Here is a 19438-nt window from a genome sequence, read left to right on the forward strand (position 1 = left end):
AGTTCTTGAAATCACAGACTCAGGAAATACTCGTGGATGCGGGTGTCGTCGGTGATCTCGGGATGGAAGGCGGTCGCGAGGATGTTGCCCTGCTGCAGCGCGACCGCGTTGCCACCGGTGCTCGCCATGACATGGGCCCTCGGACCCACCTCGGCCACGAAAGGACCGCGGATGAACACAAGCGGGAAATCGCTGATGACACCGCTCGGATCGCCATTGGCGGCGAAGGTCTGCACGTCCTCGGTCGTGGCGAACGACCCGAGCTGACGGCCGTACGCGTTACGACGGACGGCCGCGTCGAGCACGCCGAAATAGACGTTCGGGTCGTTGTCGAGCCGTTCGGCGAGCAGGATCATGCCGGCGCAGGTGCCGAAGGTCGGCTTGCCGGCCGCGATGTGCGCGGCGATCGGGTCGAACAGGCCGGTGGAACGTAGCAGCTTGCCCTGCGTCGTGCTTTCGCCGCCGGGAAGGATGACGCGGTCGATCGAATCGTTGAAATCCTCGGCCGCGCGCAGCAGCTTCCACGGCGCGCCGAGACGGTCGAGCATCGCGGCGTGCTCGGCGAAGGCGCCCTGCACGGCGAGGATGCCGGTGACGCCATGCGCCACGGCATCGACGCCGTCGGAATGCTCTTTGGAGATGTAGGAAACGTCAACAACCATGGATGATGCCCGTCACTCGCCGCGGGCGGCCATGATCGTTTCGATCTCGTCCTCGTTGATGCCCACCATCGCCTCGCCGAGGTTCTCGGACAGGCGGGCGAGCAGGTCGGCGTCGTGCCAGTTCGCGGTCGCCTGCACAATCGCGGCGGCGCGCTTCGCCGGGTCACCGGACTTGAAGATGCCGGAGCCGACGAAGACGCCCTCAGCGCCGAGCTCCATCATCAGCGCGGCATCCGCCGGGGTCGCGACGCCGCCGGCGGCGAAGTTGACGACCGGCAGACGGCCGTTGTCATGCACGAACTTCGCGAGCTCATACGGCACGGCGAGCTGCTTGGCGAACTCGTAGACCTCGTCGTCGCGCAGCGAGACGAGCTCGCGGATCTGCTTGTTCATCGTGCGCATATGGCGCACAGCCTGAATGACGTCGCCGGTGCCCGGCTCGCCCTTCGTGCGGATCATCGAGGCGCCCTCCTCGATGCGGCGCAGCGCTTCGCCGAGGTTCTTCGCTCCGCAGACGAAAGGAACGGCGAACTCGTTCTTGTCGATATGGTAGACGTCATCGGCGGGGGAGAGAACCTCGGACTCGTCGATGTAGTCGATCTCGATGGCCTGCAGGATGCGCGCCTCGGCGATGTGGCCGATGCGGACCTTCGCCATGACCGGGATCGAGACGGCCTCCTGGATGCCCTTGATCATCGCCGGGTCGCTCATGCGGCTCACGCCACCGGCAGCGCGGATGTCGGCCGGGATGCGCTCAAGCGCCATGACGGCGCATGCGCCGGCGTCCTCGGCGATGCGCGCCTGCTCGGGCGTCGTGACGTCCATGATGACGCCGCCCTTGAGCATCTGTGCGAGGTTCTTGTTGAGTTCGTTTCTCGTGGTTTCCATCGATGACCTTCTTGGGTTGTAGATGCATGGTACGCCGTCGAAGGTGCGCGGATGTGCGCGGACTACGGCGTGGGACTCCTCTTCGGCGTGCGCTGGCGCGCGGCCTCTCTTGAGAGATAGCACAGGAACATGAATGGGTCGGGGTGGTGTTCGGCAGATGAACAGGTGTGTGGGTGCATAACTCGATATTTCATCTGAAATATCGAGTTATGCACCCACGGAGAGAGCGGGGGATGGTGTGAGCGCACGGGGAGTGATCGAAAATCATTGATTTTGTGAGAAATTGGTATGGTTGACATGTGCCATGTTCGTAAATGTGCGTATTGGTGGAGTCATTATGCATGCCGCGACGGCGCATGAACGCATAGATCGAGAATACAGGACCTTTCTTGAGTTATGCGGGGCAGTGGGCGGGTGAGGAATACACGAAGCGCGGTTAGGTGGGCGATATGCGGAGTGGGGGTGGATGCGGCGGGGGCGCTGAAGGGTGGCGTCGTAATTTCATGCATGCGCGTATCCACAATGTTGTGCACAGGCGGTGCGGAGATCGGAGGGGAAATCCACATCTCCACAGGAATCATGAGCTGGCTTGCCGAAGAAGAATGGCAGGGCGTACGGTGGGCGAACTCGCGGGAGGAATCAGGTATCCCGTGCGTAAACAGACGGAAGGAGAAGGCATGGGGTTCGCTACATTCGGCGCCAATGATGAATATGCGGAGGATGAGTATCCATGGGACGCTGTGCCGATGGATGAAGGTCTCGTGCAGCGCGGATACGGAGGACGGCGTTCGTATCCGATGCTGCGCGCCAATCTGCGGGAGCGCACGTCGCAGATGATGCGCCGCTGCAAGGAGGCCGATCTTCCATACGCATATTGCAAATCGACGGCGTTGAGATTGCTCGGCGTGGAGACGCCAGAAGATCTGGCGGGTCCGGGCAATGCGTGGGACAATGCAGTGCCGTGCAAACCAGGAAGGCAATCGAAACGGCGGACGAACGCGGATGTGCTGCACGTCATCGTTCGCACGGCAGGCGAACGACGCACGTTGCCGGGTGTGCGCATGCATGTGTGGAACGGGTTGGCCGATGACTGCGTGCAGCTGCTCGCGAACGGCATATGCTGCCTGAAACCTGCGGCCGCGTGGGCGTCAGTCGCGATGGACGCGACGATGCTGCAGCTCATCCAGATTGCTGAATCGATGGAACGCTACGGGTTGGCGACGCTCGACGAGCTGCGCGCGTTCGTGGAGGCGCAGCTTTTCCACGGCAAGCATCGGTGTCGGCTTGCGCTCGAGCGGTATCGCATTGGGCTGGAATACCAAGGGGATCAGCATCGTTCGGACTACAGGCAGTACCGGCGTGACCGCGACAAGCTCGGCGCGTTGGCCGCGTTAGGCTGGCGGGTGTTCGAGGTGACGCAGGATGATTTGAATTCCGAGGAAGCGCTGGATCGGCTCGCGATGCGTATCATGTGCGTGATTGCGAGACAGACCGGCGGCCAGCCGCAGATCACTAGGTTGACCTATGCGCGGATTGCAGATCCGCGGCGCGCGGGACGGAAAGGTGTGTGAGAAGGCGCATATCTCAGTATTTTGGGAGAAATGCTGAGATATGTGTGGGGTGGGAGTGGAAGGGATGGGTCGAGGTGTCCAAATCAAGAAGGAATAGCACAAAAGCGCGCAAAACGAGTAAAGAACTACGCAGGAAGCATCATGTTTGATCGCGAGTTCTTGGATTGGTGAGAGTAGGGGAGTGGGCTCGTTGCACGTCGCGAGAGTATCGCTGAAATATTGAGTTATGCGTGGGGAGAGGGAGCTCCAATATGGGTAGTGCAGTAAGGTGGACTGCATGAGCATTCCGTTGATTCTCGCTTCCAAGTCCCAGCCGCGCCGCGATGTGCTGTTCAACGCCGGCATCTGTCCGACGATCCGCGTGTCGCATGTCGACGAGGACGCCGTGCTTGAGCGCAGGGCGCGGGAGCAGGGCGTGAGCGTGGACGAGCTGCCGATCGCCGACAAAGTGTGCACGTTGTCCCGTGCGAAGGCGATGGCCGTCTATGAGATCTACCGCAACGTCGTGCGCACAGCCTCGGAGGCCACCGGCGAACGCGTCATCGGCCGTCCGCTCGAAGTGGCCGCGGAGCAGATGGTGACCGACGCGGGGTCGCCGGCCGCCGAATACACGGCCGAAGCCATCGCGTCGGCGCAGACGCGCGATTTCTCCGGCGTCGACATCCCGACCGAATGTGAACCGATCGATACGACCGGCGGTCTCGCCGACCGCAAGGTCGGTCCGCTTATCCTCGGCTGCGACTCGATGTTCCTGCTCGACGGCCACGCGTACGGCAAGCCGCACACCGAAGCCGTCGCGCGCGAACGCCTGCGGGCGATGAGCGGCGCGACCGGCGAACTGTGGACCGGGCACACATTGATTGACTTCGCCACCGGGCGTGTCGAAACCGCGGCGAGCATGGCGACGCTGGCGTTCTGCGAGTTCACCGAAACGATGATCGACCGCTACATCGCCTCTGGCGAGCCGCTCGAAGTGGCCGGCTCCTTCACACTGGACGGTCTCGGCGGCGCGTTCATCGATTCGATCACCGGCGCGCCGAGCGGCATCATCGGACTGAGTCTGCCGTTGGCGCGCGAACTCGTCGAACGCATGGGCGTCGAATGGACCGATTTGTGGAACGTGACACGAGACGAGCGATTCCAGGAATCCTCGGCGAAGGCGCCGAAGACAAACGTGCGCCAACCGGGCGACGGCTGGGTCGAATGCGCATGCGGCCGCAGGCATTGGGGACTCAACGGCGCCGCCGGCGTGCTGCTCGCTCGCCGCGACGAGAAAACCGGCAACGTCACGCACATCGTCATGCAGCACCGCGCCGAATGGAGCGCGGAGGGCGGCACCTGGGGCATCCCGGGCGGCGCGATCGCCGACGGCGAATCGACGTTGGAGGGCGCGTTGCGCGAAGCCAACGAGGAGGCGAACATCACGCCTGAGGACATCGAGGTCGTCGGCTCCTACTGCGAGGACCACGGCCCGTGGTCCTACACGACGGTCTTCGCGTTCGAAAAGCCGGGACACACCGTGCATCCGAAGGCGAACGACGATGAGAGTATGGAGATCGAATGGGTGCCGATCGACGAGGTGCCCGACCACAGGCTGCTCACGGCGATGCGCACCGACTGGCCGCGCTTCCGTGTACGGCTCGACGCGCTCGCCATCGAATACCAAGGACGCTGATGGCCGCGCGCGCACGGGCGAGGCGTCCGTCGATCTTCGACGTGGCGCAACTCGCCGGCGTGAGCCATCAGACGGTCTCGCGCGTCATCAACGACTCGCCGAACGTCGCCGATGCGACGCGCGCGAAAGTCAACGCCGCCATCGCCGAACTCGGCTACCGGCCAAGCAATTCGGCACGCGCCCTCGCCTCCCACCGTTCGCGCACGATCGGGCTCATCGCAGGGGGTCAGCGCTTCTACGGCGCCGTCAGGGCGATGTCGGCGATCGAAACGGTCGCTCGCGCCCACGGCATATTCATCTCGGTCGCGCTCGTGCACGAGGCCGCATGCACGCAGCGGGAGTTCGACGAACTGTGCGCCGGTTTCGAACAGCAGGACGTCGACGCTTTCCTGATGCTCACGCCGACCGATGGCATGTTCGAGGCGGCATGCCGAGCCCGCGTGCGCCAGCCGCGCGTCATCGTCACGTCGACGCACGGCGCGGTCAGCGTCCAGGAGGGATTGCGGCTGCCGGGCGTGCGCGAACGGCGGCGCATCTCGATCGCCGGCGTCGACCAATGGGGCGGCATGGCGTCGGTGATCGAGCTCATCCGCAACTACGGGCACCGCAACGTGCTGTTCTTCGCCGGCGACACCGACTGGCGCGACGCGGCGACTCGGCTCGCCGCATGGAACAAGCTGTGCGTCGCCCGCGCCGTCAACTCGATCACCGTGCAGTGCGGGGCATGGGAGTCGGCTGCGGCGTACCGGCGGATGAACCACATCCTCGACAACATCGGCTCGAACGGCGGACGCTTGCCTACCTGCGTCGTATGCTCGAACGACGTGATGGCGATCGGCGTCATGCGCGCGTTGTACGAGCATGGCCTGCGCGTGCCGCACGACGTGAGCGTGACCGGCTTCGACGACATGCCCGGCGTGGACAACCTCTACCCGCCGTTGACGACGGTGCGGCCGGACTTCGACGATCTGGGCACGATGGCGATGAAGGAGATCCTGTATCTGCTCGGCGAACGCGACGAGCCGGGGTACGCGATCTCCAGACACGGCGTCGGGCTCGCGCCGGCCGATCTGATCGTGCGGCAGTCGGTGCGCGCGGCCGCGCGGCGATGACGGGGCCGGCGATTTGCGTTCGCGGACGGGAACGCGTAGACGTAATGGCATGACACGCAGACGCTCCCAGCATTTCGGCCGCAAGTACCTCAACGGCGCCGGCCTGTTCGAACGTATGCTCATCCTGCTCGTCATCCTCATCGTCATCGGTGTGACGATCGGCCTTGTATTGCCCCGCGTCAGCCCGAAGCTCGCCGAGATGACCGGCAGATACCGTGCGACGGGTACGGCTGCGCAGACGCTCGACTCGCTCGCCGTCGACGACCATCCGTCGTCGCGCGGCTACGACCGCGAGAAATTCGGCTACCGGCAGACCGACGTCGACGGCAACGGCTGTGACGTGCGCGACGACGTGCTGGGCCGCGACCTCGACGACGTGCGCTACACGCAGCGCGGCAGCTGCAAGGTCCAGTCGGGCGTCCTCGAAGACCCATACACCGGCGACGAAATCCGTTTCCAGCGCGGCCGAAACACGAGCGCGGCCGTGCAGATCGACCACGTCGTGGCGTTGCAGAATGCATGGCAGTCGGGAGCGAACGCATGGAGCGCGAAGAAACGCTACGAGTTCGGCAACGATATGTACAACCTCATCGCCGTGGACGGTGCGGCGAACCAGGAGAAATCCTCGGCGTCCGCCGCCTACTGGCTACCGGAGAACAGCGGATACCGCTGCGAGTACGTCGCACGGCAGATCGGCGTCAAGGACAAATACGGGCTGACGGTCACCACACAGGAGAAACGCGCGATGCTTGGCGTGCTGCACAGCTGCCCCGGGCAGGCGGTGCCCGAGGAATGACGACGACGATTGAGCGAGCCGCGAACAGACGCCGATTCGTTATGTTGGTCCTCTAGGACTGCTTGATAGGACGAGGCGACGAGGAGCGGTGATGGCACGGCGAAGCGAAACGAAACCGGATGGCACGGCGGATGGCGTTCAGGAGCCGGTGGACATCGATACGCTCGAACTCGACGCGGAGGCCGCACAGGACATCGCCATCGCACGCAAGGACGAAGGCAGGCCGGAGAAGGCGACGCATGCGCTCGCCAGCATGCTCGGACCGGCGTTCGTCGCGGCGGTCGCCTACGTCGACCCCGGCAACGTCGCCGCGAACCTCACCTCCGGTGCGAAATACGGCTATATGCTCGTCTGGGTGCTCGTCGTGGCGAACTGCATGAGCGTGCTCATCCAATACCAAGCGGCGAAGCTCGGCGTCGTGACCGGCAAAAGCCTGCCGCAGATCCTCGGCGAGCGCATGGGGACGACCGGGCGTTTTCTGTTCTTCATGCAGGCCGAAGTGATCGCGATCGCCACCGATCTGGCCGAAGTGATCGGCGGCGCGATCGCGCTCAACCTGCTGTTCGGCATACCGATGCTGCTCGGCGGGTGCATCATCGGCGCCGTCTCCACATTGCTGCTGCTCTTCCAAGGCGGTGAGACGCATAAGATCTTCGAGCGGCTCGTCATCGGACTGCTGCTCGTCATCACCTTCGGTTTCATCGCAGGGTTGTTCATGGACCCGCCGAACCCGCTCGCGGTGGCCGAAGGGCTCGTGCCGCGCTTCTCGGACGGCTCCTCGGTGCTGATGGCCGCATCGATGCTCGGTGCGACGGTCATGCCGCACGCGATCTATCTGCATTCGACACTCGTCAACGACCACTTCGGCAAAGGCATCGACCGGCCGAGCGTGCCCGAGATGATGCACGGCAGCCGCATCGATGTCGTCTGGGCGCTCGCGATCGCCGGCACCGTGAACATCGCGCTGCTCGTCATTGCGGCGAATTCGCTGTACGGGATGGATGGCACCGACACGATCGAAGGCGCGCAGCATGCGATCACGCAGATGCTCGGCCCGGCCATCGGCACGATCTTCTCGATCGGGCTGCTCGCGTCCTCGCTGTCCTCCACGTCGGTCGGCACCTACGCCGGCTCGGAGATCATGAAGGGGCTGCTACGGGTGAAGGTGCCGATGTGGGCGTGCCGCATCGTGACGCTCGTGCCGGCACTCGTCGTGCTCGCCTTCGCGAACAATCCGACCGAGGCGCTGATCATCGGACAGGTGGTGCTTTCGATCGGCATCCCCTTCGCGCTCATCCCGCTGATGCGCTACACCCATGACCGCGAGATCATGGGCAAATACGCCGACGGCACGGTGAAGCACATCATCTGCCTCGCCGTATGCGCCGTGATCGTGCTGCTCAACCTGGTGCTCATCGTGCTCACGGCGATGGGCAAGGCGTAGCGAGCCGTGCTACTTCGCAGAGGCTGCAGCGGCTTTGCCGTCCTGCTCATGGTGCAGTGCCCGGCGCACCGCTTCGCGGGTGGAGCCGGCATCCTCGCCCTTGACGCCGAAGACGACGAGCAGGATCATGACGAAGTTGATGATCGCGCTGATGCGCAGCGCCCATTCGATGCCGATGATGTTCGATGCGATTTCGGAACGGCCTGCGGACAGCTGTGCGGCGGCGATTGAATACATCGTCAGGATCATGACCGGCGAGCCGATCGCGCCGGCGATCTGCCGCACCGTGTTCGTCACGGCGGAACCCGCGGAGACTTCGGAAGGCTTGAGGCAGTTGAGCGACCAGGTGGTGACCGGCATCATGACGAAGCCCATGCCGATCTGCCGGATGAACTGACAGATCGAGATGTACCAGATCCAGGTGTGCATGCCGATCATGCTCATCATCGCGGTGCCGAGAAACAGCAGCATCGTGCCGACCATCGCGACCGGACGCGCGCCGAAACGGTCGAGCGCGCGGCCGCCGAAGAACTGGGCGATCGCCTGCGCGATGGCGCCCGGCAGCATGACGAGGCCGCTGATTGTGGCCGTATAGCCGCGGCAGTTCTGGATGTACAGCGGAATGAGCACGACGAGCGAGCTGAACGCGAAGAAGCTCAGCGACGCGATGAGCGTGCCGATCGAGAAATGCACGTTGCGCAGCACCGACAGGTCGAGCAGCGCCGGACGGCCCGTCTTGCCCGCCTTGAAGCGCTTCTCGCTGTGGATCTGCCGCAGTACGAACCAGATGATGCCGGCGACGCCGATGACCATCGGCAGCCAGACGACCGGGGCCGTAAGCGGATAGGCCTGAATGTTCGTGAAACCGAACATGAGACCGCCGAAGCCAATGATCGACAGTCCCACCGAGAAGAAGTCCGCGTGCGCCGTCCTGTCCGATTCGCCGAAGTCATGCAGGCCGAACACGGCGAGCAGCACCGAGATGCAGCCGATGACGGTGAGCGTCAGGAAGATCGAACGCCAGCCGTTCATATCGGTCTGCAGGCCACCGAGCGTCGGGCCGACCGCCGGGGCCACAGCCATCGCCATGCCGACGACACCCATCGCCATGCCGCGCCGGTCGAGCGGAAAGATCGAGAAGACGGTGATCTGCAGCACCGGCCACATGACGCCGGTGCCGGCCGCTTCGAGGAAACGGCCGAACAACGCGAGCGGGAAGGACGGGCTCAGCCACGCGAGCACCGAGCCGACCGTGAACACGACCATCGACGTGATGACGATCTGCCGTGTGGAGAAGCGCCGCGTCAGATACGCGGTCAATGGCACCATGACGCCCATCGTCAGCTGGAAGATCGACGTCATCCATTGGCCGAGCGTCACCGAGATGCCGAAGTCGTCGACGAGCGTTGGCAACGCAGCGCTCAGCTGCAGCTGCGTGAAGTTGCCGACGAACGTGATGAAGGTCAGGATCGCGAGCGAGACGAACGCCGGACGCGTCAGATGGCCGCCCCGGTACGCGTGTTCGCGGGTGAGGACGGCGGACAGACCGGCGATCCCGCGGTGCGCGGCCGTATCCGGTTCCGGTTCGTGGTGCACCTCGCGCGTGTACGGACGTCCGGGGCGGATGGCCGGTGCGCCTCCTCCGTCGCCGGGTTGTTCGTGCTGTGGGTGCTCCTGTTGTCCGTGTGCTGCCATGCGTTCCTGGGTTCTCGTCGGATGCGGCGCTCGCGCCGCGGTTTGCTCAGTCTTCTGCGGTGGTGTCGTCTTCGATGGTCGTGATCGTCGTCGAGGCCGTGATGTCGTCGACGACCGGGGTCTCACCGGTGGGGGTGTCGTCGGCCGACAGCGCATCGTCCTGATGCTGCGGGCTGTATTCGGCGACGTTGAGCACGGCGATGCCGTCAGCGGTGCGTACGAAGACGTTCGCGCGGCCGCCGATTTCCTCGATGCCCTCGAGCAGGTGCGAGATCGGCTCCGTGTCGAGCACCGGCAGCACCTGCGCGACGCCCTTCTCATCGATGACGCGCAGCGTCTCGTCGAGTTCGCCGGTGGCGAGGATCTCGTCGATGCGGCGTTCGAACTGATGGAGCTCGTCGTCCTCGATGTCGTCGTCGACCTCGTCCTGCGTGGTCACGGCATCGATCTCGCCGGTCTGGATGTCGTCCTCCTCGCTCGGAGTGACGACCGTCGTCTCCTCGATCACGTCGTCCCCATCCTCGACATGCTCCGTCTGTGCTGCCATAGTGGCCTCCTTCGAATCGACATCCGCCGCCATGCGTGGGACGTATGGGCACGGGGCTGATGAAGGCGCACGGTGCGCGGACGCTCATGGGTGCTCGTGGACGCATGGATGCCGCCGGATGTGCGGCGTAGTTGAGATACCTTGTCTCAATATTAGACAGAGGGCACTCCCTTATTCACTATTCGAGAAACGGCGGCGGGGCGGGGCGACCGTGGAGATGCTGTGTGGAACACGCCATCGCTGAACATGGTCCGCGTTATGATGAATGTTCGTATGCGCGCAGATCGGACGATCCGCGCGGTGATGCGACGCCGTTTTACGCATCGGATGGCAATGTCGGATTCATCAGAGGGAGAGCGATGAGCGGAACGCAGCGCGACGCGCAGCTGGCACAGCAGGTCGATCGTCAATCCGCCAAGGTGCTGCAGTGGCGATTCGTCATGAACCTTGCGCTCATGGCGTTCGACGCGCTGGTGTTCTTCTGCGTGAATCTGGGCGTCATGGCGATGTACAAGGAGATGCGCGTCTTCACGACCCGTCTGCAGTGGAACGTCACGATCAACCCGTATCTGTATGCGGCAGTGTGCGCGATCATCTGGGTGTTCTGCGCGCGCGTCGCCGGCGTCTACCACCGCCATGTGTTCGCCGACGGCTACCAGCTCAACGTCCTGTTGTTCAAAGCGACCTGCATCAGCTGGATCAGCATCTGCGCCGTCAACTACATCATGCAGACGAACATCTCATTGGCTGACGTCACCGTGACCTGCCTGTGCGTCTGGGTCGTCGAGATGATCGTGCGCATGATCGCGAGGATGTTCCTGACGGTGCGCCACCGCAAAGGCGAATACGCCTATCCGACCGTCATCGTCGGCTCGCCGGAGGGAATCGGCCAGATCCTCAAGTTCCTCAACCAGCGCAAGCAGCTCAACTACAAGCCGGTGCGCGTCTGCCCGATCCGCGTGAACCCGGCCACCGGTCTCATCGAAGCCGATCCGGACCGCAACCTCCTCAAGGCCGAGGTGGAGGAGTCGTGGGGCGACTTCATCCAGCCGATCACCTACGGCGACGACCTCGCCGCGCGTATCGCGCAGACCGGCGCGCAGACCGTCATGGTCACCGACGTGCTCGACCGCTTCTCCGACAACCTGAGCACCTTCGCCGTGCAGATGGAGGCGCTCAACCTGGAGATCGCGCTGATCACGTCGGCGCTCGACATCGCCGAACATGCGACGCAGATGCGCAACATCCAGGGCATGAGCATCATGACGATCAGTCTGCCGCAGTATTCGCCGGCGTCGCGCATCAAGAAGCGCATCTTCGATCTGGTCGTCTCGTCGATCGCGATCATCCTGTCGTCGCCGATCATGCTCATCGTCGCATTGGCGATCAAGCTCGAGGACGGCGGCCCGGTCTTCTACAAGCAGGAACGCATCGGCCTGCATGGCAAACCGTTCTACATCCATAAGTTCCGTTCGATGCGCGTCGACGCCGACAAGCACCTCAAGGAGGTGCTCGAGGCGAACGGACAGGAGATGGGCGCGCGCTACAAGCTCAAGCACGATCCGCGCATCACGAAGGTCGGCAATTTCATCCGCAAGACGAGCCTCGACGAGCTGCCGCAGTTCTTCGACGTGTTCACCGGTTCGATGAGCGTCGTCGGACCGCGTCCGCAGCGCGACTTCGAAGTCGAGGAATACGATCAGGTCTACGCGACGCGCCTGCTTGTCAAGCCGGGCATCACCGGGCCTTGGCAGGTCTCGGGCCGCAACGACCTGAACGAGGAGGAAAGCCGCCAGCTCGATGTGAGCTATGTGCAGGACTGGAGCGTCCTCGGCGACGTCGTCTACATCCTGCGCACGATCGGCATCGTCGTGCACCCGCACGGCGCGTACTGAGCACAGCATTCAACCAATCAGCCAAACCAACCGAAACTAGAAGAATCGAGAACGTGATGAAGATTGCCGTCGCTGGAACCGGTTATGTGGGTCTGTCCGTGGCGTTGCTGCTCGCGCAGCACAACGAGGTGCATGCGTTGGATATCGTGCCGGAGAAGGTCGAGATGCTCAACCGGTGCACGAGCCCGATCGTGGACGTGGAGATCACGCGCTTCCTCGACGGCAAGCGCGACGGCACGATGGCACTCGACTTCCAGGCGACGACCGATCCGGCCGTGGCCTACACCGGCGCCGACTACGCGGTCGTCGCGACGCCGACGAACTACGACCCGAAGAAGAACTACTTCGACACGTCGAGCGTCGAGGCCGCGATCAAGGCCATCCGCGAATACGATCCGGACTGCTGGATCGTCATCAAGTCGACGATCCCGGTCGGATACACGGCGCAGCTGCGCGAGAGGACCGGCGACGAGAAGATCATCTTCTCGCCGGAGTTCCTGCGCGAAGGCCATGCGCTGTACGACAACCTGCACCCGTCGCGCATCGTCGTCGGTGCGCCGATGGACGATCCGCAGGCCGTCGAGGCGGCGCACGTCTTCGCGAACCTGCTCGCGCAGGGTGCGGCGCCGGAGGAACATGAGCGCGTGAACGCCGACGGCACGACTGGTATTCCTGAACTCGTCTGCGGCACGACCGAGGCCGAAGCGATCAAACTGTTCGCCAACACCTTCCTGGCGCTGCGCGTCGCCTACTTCAACGAGCTCGACACCTATGCCGAGTCCCGCGGCCTCAACACGGCCGAGATCATCCGCGGCGTCTGCCTCGATCCGCGCATCGGCGGCCACTACAACAACCCGTCCTTCGGCTACGGCGGCTACTGCCTGCCGAAGGATTCGAAGCAGCTGCTCGCGAACTACGCGGACGTGCCGCAGAACCTCATCGAGGCGATCGTCGCGTCCAATGGCACGCGCAAGGACTTCATCGCCGAGCAGATCCTGTCGAAGATCGAAGGAGCCGAGAAGCCGACCGTCGGCATCTACCGCCTGACGATGAAGTCCGGCTCGGACAACTTCCGCCAGTCGAGCATCCAGGGCATCATGAAGCGCATCAAGGCGAAGGGCGTCCCGGTCGTCGTCTATGAGCCGACATTGGAAGACGAGGAGTTCTTCGGCAGCCCGGTCACGCATGATCTCGACGCGTTCAAGGACGCAGCGACGATCATCGTCGCCAATCGTTGGAACGACGAACTCAACGATGTGACGGACAAGGTCTATACGCGAGACCTGTTCAAGCGCGATTGAGCTGTGATTCAGCTGATGGACGTCGAGTGTTGGTCAACGCGTGGCGTCCATCCATCTTGCATCTTGCTGTTGGAATGTAAACGTAATTCGAGGGAACGCGATGGGATGGTCGTCGACGATGGGGAAGATCCGCACGAAGCTGCAGTACGTGTGCAGCGCGACCCGCCTGTTCGGGCCGCGGATGGGGATGACGAGCCTGCTGCATCATCTGGCGCATCGTAATATCGGGGCATATTATGAAAAGCTCGTCGAGGCGTCATGGAACCGCTTCATGGAGGACATCCCCTTCGATGCCGACGCGATCGCCACACTGCCCGCGACCAATGACGGACCCATATGGGTCATGTGGTGGCAGGGTCTGGACGGCTCCGAGCCCCCGATCGTCCGCGCCTGCATTGACAGCATCAAGCGTCACGCCAGCGGGCGCGAGGTCCGCCTCATCACGAAGGACACGGTCGAGCAGTACGCGTCGCTGGATCCGTCGATCATGCGCAAGGTGCACGACGGCAAGATCACGATCACGACCTTGTCCGACATCGTCCGTTTCGCCGTGTTGAAGGAGCATGGCGGCATGTGGATGGACGCGACGATGTATCTGACCGCCGACCTGTCCGACGACGTCAGGCGATACACGTTCTATTCGATTCCGAACCATCAGAACGCGCCCACGCGCAACTGGACCGGCTACTTCATGGGAGGCAAGCAGGGGAATCCATTGTTCTCCTATATGCTGCAGGCCTTCGTCGCGCTGTATGGGCTGACCGACCACATCCCCGACTATTTCATGATCGACGTGATGCTCTCCGCCGCGTATACGCATATCCCACAGGTGCGCGCGATGATCGACGCGGAGCCGGTCAACAACCTGCATCGACTATATCTTGCGGGCAAGCTCGCCGATGCGAGCGTGGACCTGCCGGCCGACACCTATGCGTACAAGCTCTCCTATAAGAACGTGCAGCGGATTCCCGCCGCGCATACCGTGTACGGCGCGGTACTCGACGGCACGCTGTGAACGATACGGCGCTTCCCATGTGCTGACGATGTGCCCACAATATGCCAAGGATATGCCGACGAAGCCGCCGGCATGGAGGCATTCGAGCTTCGTGTGCTACGATGGCCACTCGTAATCATCGCCTGAAAGGCTCGCCGCCATGCTCATGGCGATACGCAGGCTGCATACCGTGCGTTGATTACACTGGTGACGTACAGGACGAATACGCAATCGGTGCGCGCAGAAGTGATAGGTGCTCCCGAAAGGAATCCAGGATGCCTCAGACGAATGTTTCAGTCATCATCCCCACGCTGAATGCGGGAACGATGATTGACGATCTGCTGACCAGCTTGGAGCATCAGCGCAGGGTGCCCGACGAAATCATCGTCGTGGACTCCTCCTCCGACGACGACACGCGTGACCTCGTGCGCCGTCATCCCGAAGTGCGTCTCATCGTCATCGACCGCAAGGATTTCAACCACGGGGGCACGAGGGACATGGCCCTACGCGAAAGCAGCGGCGATTTTGTGCTGTTCCTTACGCAGGACGCGCTTCCCGAAAGCGACCAATACATCGATGCCGTGCTCGCGCCGTTCAAGCAGGAGCGTGTCGCGCTCGTCTACGGCCGTCAGATACCACGCGCCGATGCGCGCCCGGCGGAGACGCTCGTCAGGGAATTCACCTATGGGCCAAGTTCCTTCACCATTACGCCGCAGGATGTGCGGCGTCTGGGCATCAACGCGTTCCGTGCTTCCGACGTCTGCGCCGCCTACCGGCGCACCGCGTATCTTGAGGTAGGCGGCTTCGAGAACCCGGTGCTGACGAACGAGGACATGTTCATCGCGGCGCGCCTGCTGCATGCCGGGTGGCATGTCGTCTACGAGGCACAGGCGGCGGTCATCCATTCGCACAATTTCACATGGCGGCAGCAGTACAAGCGCAACTATCTGCAGGGCGTGGAGATGGAGAAGCACCGCGACATCCTCGGCTCGGCGCCGATCACCGGCGAAGGCTTCGCGATGGTGGGCCATACGATGAAGGGACTGCTCGCCCAAGGCAGGATCATCGACATGGGCTCGTTCTTCATCGATTGCGTGTTCCGCTATGTCGGCAACCGCAAAGGCAAGATCGACGCCAAACGCGCGGCGCGTCGCGCATGAGGGGACGACCGATGCAGGAGCTGAAACCCACCCAGATGTACATTGTCTCCCACAAGGACTTCGACGCCCCGAACCTGGAAGGTTACACGCCGATCCTGGCCGGCGCCGCAAACAACACTGCGTCGATCGCGGTGCGCGACGACACGGGCGACAACATCTCCGCGCTTAATCCCGAGTTCTGCGAACTGACGGCGCAGTATTGGGTGTGGAAGAACGCGAATCTGGGCGACGACAACGTCGGATTCGTGCATTACCGCCGCTACTTTTACACCGACCACCACAAGACACGGATCGTCCCCGCATCGGTGCTCTCGCAGGATCTGCAGCGGTATGACATCATACTGCCCGAGCCGTGGGTGCTGACGAAGACGATCGGCACGCAGTTCGCGCAGTTCCACAACATCGACGACCTCAAGACAGTCCGCGCGATCGTCAACCGCCGCACGCCCCAGTTCGTGCCGGCCTTCGACGCGCTGATGCGCAGGCACGACCTGAGCTGCTACAACATGTTCGTCATGTCCGCACCGCGCTTCGACGCCTACATGACATGGCTGTTCGGCATTCTCGACGAGGCACGAGCGATGCTCGACGTCTCCGGATACGACGCCTACAACAGGCGTCTGTACGGCTTCCTCGCCGAACGTCTGCTCAACGTCTGGGTGGACGCCCAGCAGCTGAACGTCAAACGCTACCCGGTGTACATGCCGGACGAAACGGCATGGAAGGCGAATCTGAGGTCGCGCGTCAAATCGCTCATGTATCTGCACAGGATCTGATGTCCGCGAGCGGCCCAAACAGTCTTCACAGAATCGAGGAACCACGCTGATGCGTTGTGCTGGAATCGTCGCCTTCAACCCCGAGATCGAACGGTTGCGGGCGAATCTGCGCGCCACCGCGCCGCAGGTGCGGCAGGTGTTCGTCTACGACAACGGCTCCGCGAACGCGCAGGACGTGCGTGCGCTGTGCGAAGGCGAATTCGACAATGTGCATGTGATCGCCGACACCGAGAACCGCGGCATCGCGTTCGCGCTCAACCAGCTGCTCGCGGCCGCGCATGACGGCGGATACGCACATATCCTGATGCTCGATCAGGACAGCGTGCCGACCGAAGGCATGTGCGACGAACTCGAACGGCATCTGAGCGGCGACGTGGCGATGGTCAGCCCCTTCATCCTCGACCGCAACCGCATGACGATGGAGGAATACCGCGCGATGACGATGCCGCCGCTCGAACGGCTCACGCACGCGGCCAAGCACGGCGCGATCACCTCCGGCACGCTCAACGACGTTGAGGCGGCGCTCGTCGTCGGTGGTTTCGACGATGCGCTGTTCATCGATTATGTTGACTTCGATTTCAACGAACGGCTGCTGCTCAACGGATACACGATCGTCAAGGACAACCGCGCCTGCCTGATCCATGAGAAAGGCAAATCAGAGAAGACCTTCGTCAGGGTGCCGCGACGCGGTCCCGGCGACAAGATCGTGTGGCAGCCGCTGTACAAACTCGGCTACGGTCCGATACGCTGCTACTATCAGGCGCGCAACCGCGTCATCTTCTGGAAGAAGTACCATCGGTGGACCGGTCTGGAAGGACTGACGGAGATTCCGATGCTGATGGTGCTGTCATTGGTGTTCGAAGGCCACCGCGTCGCCAAACTCAGCGCATACTGCCGCGGCATCCGCGATGGCGTGCGCATGCATATCGAGGAGTATCGCAAATGACCGACGGCAACGTCGACGCCAATGTCGCGACGCATCCGGATGATCAGGCGGCCGCGCCGGCGGTGTCGGTCGTCATACCGGTCTACAACCAGCAGGCGTATATCGGCGACTGCCTGGAATCAATCGCACGGCAGACCTATGACGATGTCGAAATCATCGTCGTTGACGACGGCTCCACTGACGGATCGGCCGCAGAGACCGTGGAATACGCCAAACGGGACGCGCGGATCACGCTGCTCGCACAGCCCAACGCGGGCGTGTCGGCTGCGCGCAACCACGGTCTCGCCGACGCGCGAGGTGAGTGGGTCTGCTTCATCGATCCGGATGATACCGTCGGACCGCGGTATCTGGAGACGTTGATGGCGGCCGCACATGAGGATACCGACATCGTCATGAGCGCGTGTGTGGCATGCGGCACGGGCGGCGAGGAACGGCAGCATTTCTTCCCGCAGCCTTTCACTGCCTCCGATGCCGAACACAAACGACCACTGTACCACCAGCTGATCGATGGTTCGTATGCGCAACCGAAAGGCTTCGTCACGGCGATCGGTGTGCCATGGGGAAAGCTGTACCGCCGGTCGTTCCTGAAAGCGCAGCGGCTGCGTTTCGACCCGCAACTGCCGCGCATGCAGGACAACATCTTCAATATGCAGGCTTTCGCCGCGGCGCGCAGCATCGTCTACATCGACGCGGCCGAATACCGCTACCGCGTGGGCGGATTGGGGGAGCGCACCTACCGCAACCATGCGCAGGGGCTCTACCATCCTGCCATCGACGCGCGTGCGCGGCTCATGCATGCATACGGATTGGATAAGGATCGGCAACTCTACGCAGCATGGCAGGAAGAACAAGTCAATCTGTATTTCCAGGAATACAAGGCTGCGATCATGCTGGCGCCGTCCGGGAAGCGGGTGGCGGCGGCGAACGAGCGTGTGCGGCAGCTGCGCCAGCGGCTCACTGACATCGATACATCGGTGCTCAGTGCGCCGATCCGATTGAAATACACGATGATGCGCAATCCCGTGCTGCGTGCCGCGGCTGCGAGCGCCATCGGTCTGCGTCAATGTCAAGGAGGGCAATCATGACCACGGACACGCCTCGATTCGGCTTCGTTGTGCTGCATTATCTTGCCGACGACGCGACCGGGCAATGCATCGAATCCATCAGACGGCACTGTGCGGGAGCCGACATCATCGTCGTGGACAACAACTCCGCGAACGGCAGCTACCAGCGGCTGCAGCAACGCTACGGCGACGATCCGGCCGTGACGTTGCTGCACAACCGGACGAACGCCGGATTCGCGCGCGGCAACAACGTAGGGTATGCCTATGCGCGCGATACGCTGCACTGCGACTTCATCGTAACGATGAACAACGATGCGACGGTGGTAGATGATGATTTCATGACGGTATGCGTTCAGGACGCGCAGGCCCACCCACAAGCAGGCGTCATCGGCCCGGACATCGTCTCCGGCAGGAACGGATCGCACTCCAACCCGATCTATGCGATGGTCGATACGCGCGCGGAAGTGCGCAGGCAGATCAGACGGTTCCGTGTGATCCTGCTGCTGCTGCATCTGCATCTGTTCGGCCCGCTCACCCGACTGAAGGCGAAACTGACCCATGCGGACACCGAAGCGCTTCCCGAACATGTAAACCGCACCGCGGACGCCATCGAGGGAAGGCCATACAAACTGCATGGTGCATGTCTGGTGTTCACGCCGGTCTTCGTCCGGCGTTTCGAGCACCCCTTCGATCCGGGCACGTTCCTGTATTTCGAAGAGGACATCTTGTTGATGCGTTGCCGTCGGCAGGGATTGACGATGCTCTACGACAAGCGTCTGACGGTGCGCCATGCCGAGGACGTCTCCACCGACCGCTCATTGCCGCAGGACGAACGGCGCAGGATGATCTTCACGTTGCGCAACTACGTGCGCTCGCTGAACGTGCTGGACCGCTACGTTCCGGCGCGATGAA

Annotated in this window: 17 protein-coding genes; 13 read left to right on the top strand and 4 right to left on the bottom strand. The window is 62.9% G+C overall.

Features of this window, described 5'->3' with window-relative positions:
• Positions 1-11: 11 nt before the first annotated feature.
• Entirely contained in the window at positions 12-662 is a 651-nt protein-coding gene (pdxT, locus tag BCHO_RS05990) for a pyridoxal 5'-phosphate synthase glutaminase subunit PdxT (RefSeq protein WP_024541164.1), read from the bottom strand.
• Between the two features lie 12 nt (positions 663-674).
• Positions 675-1550: a pyridoxal 5'-phosphate synthase lyase subunit PdxS gene (gene pdxS / locus BCHO_RS05995; protein WP_024541163.1), complete on the bottom strand. Its 876-nt coding sequence runs from the start codon at positions 1548-1550 to the stop codon at positions 675-677.
• 677 nt (positions 1551-2227) lie between these two features.
• On the opposite strand from pdxS, the gene BCHO_RS06000 reads away from it, so the two are divergent.
• The 5 genes from BCHO_RS06000 to BCHO_RS06020 all read left to right on the top strand — a co-directional run bounded on the left by BCHO_RS06000 (position 2228) and on the right by BCHO_RS06020 (position 8148).
• Complete coding sequence (locus BCHO_RS06000; protein ID WP_024541162.1) at positions 2228-3121, top strand: hypothetical protein; 894 nt, start codon at positions 2228-2230, stop codon at positions 3119-3121.
• A 277-nt stretch (positions 3122-3398) separates the two neighbouring features.
• Complete coding sequence (locus BCHO_RS06005) at positions 3399-4796, top strand: Maf family protein (protein WP_024541161.1); 1398 nt, start codon at positions 3399-3401, stop codon at positions 4794-4796.
• The gene (locus BCHO_RS06010; protein WP_024541160.1) at positions 4796-5908 is read left to right on the top strand and encodes a LacI family DNA-binding transcriptional regulator; all 1113 of its coding nucleotides are present in this window, start codon (positions 4796-4798) and stop codon (positions 5906-5908) included. Before BCHO_RS06005 ends, BCHO_RS06010 begins: the two co-directional genes overlap by 1 nt.
• 49 nt (positions 5909-5957) lie before the next feature.
• Positions 5958-6704, top strand: coding sequence for an HNH endonuclease family protein (locus BCHO_RS06015; RefSeq protein WP_024541159.1), 747 nt, complete (start codon positions 5958-5960; stop codon positions 6702-6704).
• A gap of 91 nt (positions 6705-6795) precedes the next feature.
• On the top strand, positions 6796-8148 hold the full coding sequence (locus BCHO_RS06020) for an Nramp family divalent metal transporter (RefSeq protein ID WP_024541158.1): 1353 nt from the start codon (positions 6796-6798) through the stop codon (positions 8146-8148).
• Between the two features lie 9 nt (positions 8149-8157).
• Here the strand turns inward: BCHO_RS06020 and BCHO_RS06025 are convergent, their stop codons facing one another.
• Together BCHO_RS06025 and BCHO_RS06030 are read right to left on the bottom strand one after the other, a co-directional pair.
• Entirely contained in the window at positions 8158-9843 is a 1686-nt protein-coding gene (locus tag BCHO_RS06025; RefSeq protein WP_024541157.1) for an MDR family MFS transporter, read from the bottom strand.
• A gap of 46 nt (positions 9844-9889) precedes the next feature.
• Positions 9890-10390 (bottom strand): hypothetical protein, encoded by a 501-nt coding sequence (locus tag BCHO_RS06030; protein WP_024541156.1) that lies wholly within the window; start codon positions 10388-10390, stop codon positions 9890-9892.
• 359 nt (positions 10391-10749) lie between these two features.
• On the opposite strand from BCHO_RS06030, the gene BCHO_RS06035 reads away from it, so the two are divergent.
• The 8 genes from BCHO_RS06035 (at position 10750) to BCHO_RS06070 (ending at position 19437) form a co-directional block, all read left to right on the top strand.
• Positions 10750-12285, top strand: coding sequence for a sugar transferase (locus BCHO_RS06035; protein WP_024541155.1), 1536 nt, complete (start codon positions 10750-10752; stop codon positions 12283-12285).
• Positions 12286-12341: 56 nt separating this feature from the next.
• Positions 12342-13586, top strand: coding sequence for a nucleotide sugar dehydrogenase (locus BCHO_RS06040; protein WP_024541154.1), 1245 nt, complete (start codon positions 12342-12344; stop codon positions 13584-13586).
• Between the two features lie 100 nt (positions 13587-13686).
• Positions 13687-14601, top strand: a complete 915-nt coding sequence (locus BCHO_RS06045; protein WP_051354892.1) for a capsular polysaccharide synthesis protein — start codon at positions 13687-13689, stop codon at positions 14599-14601.
• A gap of 254 nt (positions 14602-14855) precedes the next feature.
• Positions 14856-15740 carry a glycosyltransferase family 2 protein gene (locus BCHO_RS06050; RefSeq protein ID WP_024541152.1) on the top strand — a complete coding sequence of 295 codons (885 nt, stop codon included), beginning with the start codon at positions 14856-14858 and terminating at the stop codon, positions 15738-15740.
• An 11-nt stretch (positions 15741-15751) separates the two neighbouring features.
• On the top strand, positions 15752-16516 hold the full coding sequence (locus tag BCHO_RS06055; RefSeq protein ID WP_024541151.1) for a DUF4422 domain-containing protein: 765 nt from the start codon (positions 15752-15754) through the stop codon (positions 16514-16516).
• A 49-nt stretch (positions 16517-16565) separates the two neighbouring features.
• Positions 16566-17462, top strand: a complete 897-nt coding sequence (locus tag BCHO_RS06060) for a glycosyltransferase (RefSeq protein ID WP_024541150.1) — start codon at positions 16566-16568, stop codon at positions 17460-17462.
• On the top strand, positions 17459-18547 hold the full coding sequence (locus tag BCHO_RS06065) for a glycosyltransferase family 2 protein (protein WP_024541149.1): 1089 nt from the start codon (positions 17459-17461) through the stop codon (positions 18545-18547). Before BCHO_RS06060 ends, BCHO_RS06065 begins: the two co-directional genes overlap by 4 nt.
• Entirely contained in the window at positions 18544-19437 is an 894-nt protein-coding gene (locus BCHO_RS06070; RefSeq protein ID WP_024541148.1) for a glycosyltransferase, read from the top strand. Before BCHO_RS06065 ends, BCHO_RS06070 begins: the two co-directional genes overlap by 4 nt.
• Position 19438 lies beyond the last annotated feature (1 nt).

This window comes from Bifidobacterium choerinum (assembly GCF_000741135.1).
GTDB lineage: Bacteria > Actinomycetota > Actinomycetes > Actinomycetales > Bifidobacteriaceae > Bifidobacterium > Bifidobacterium choerinum.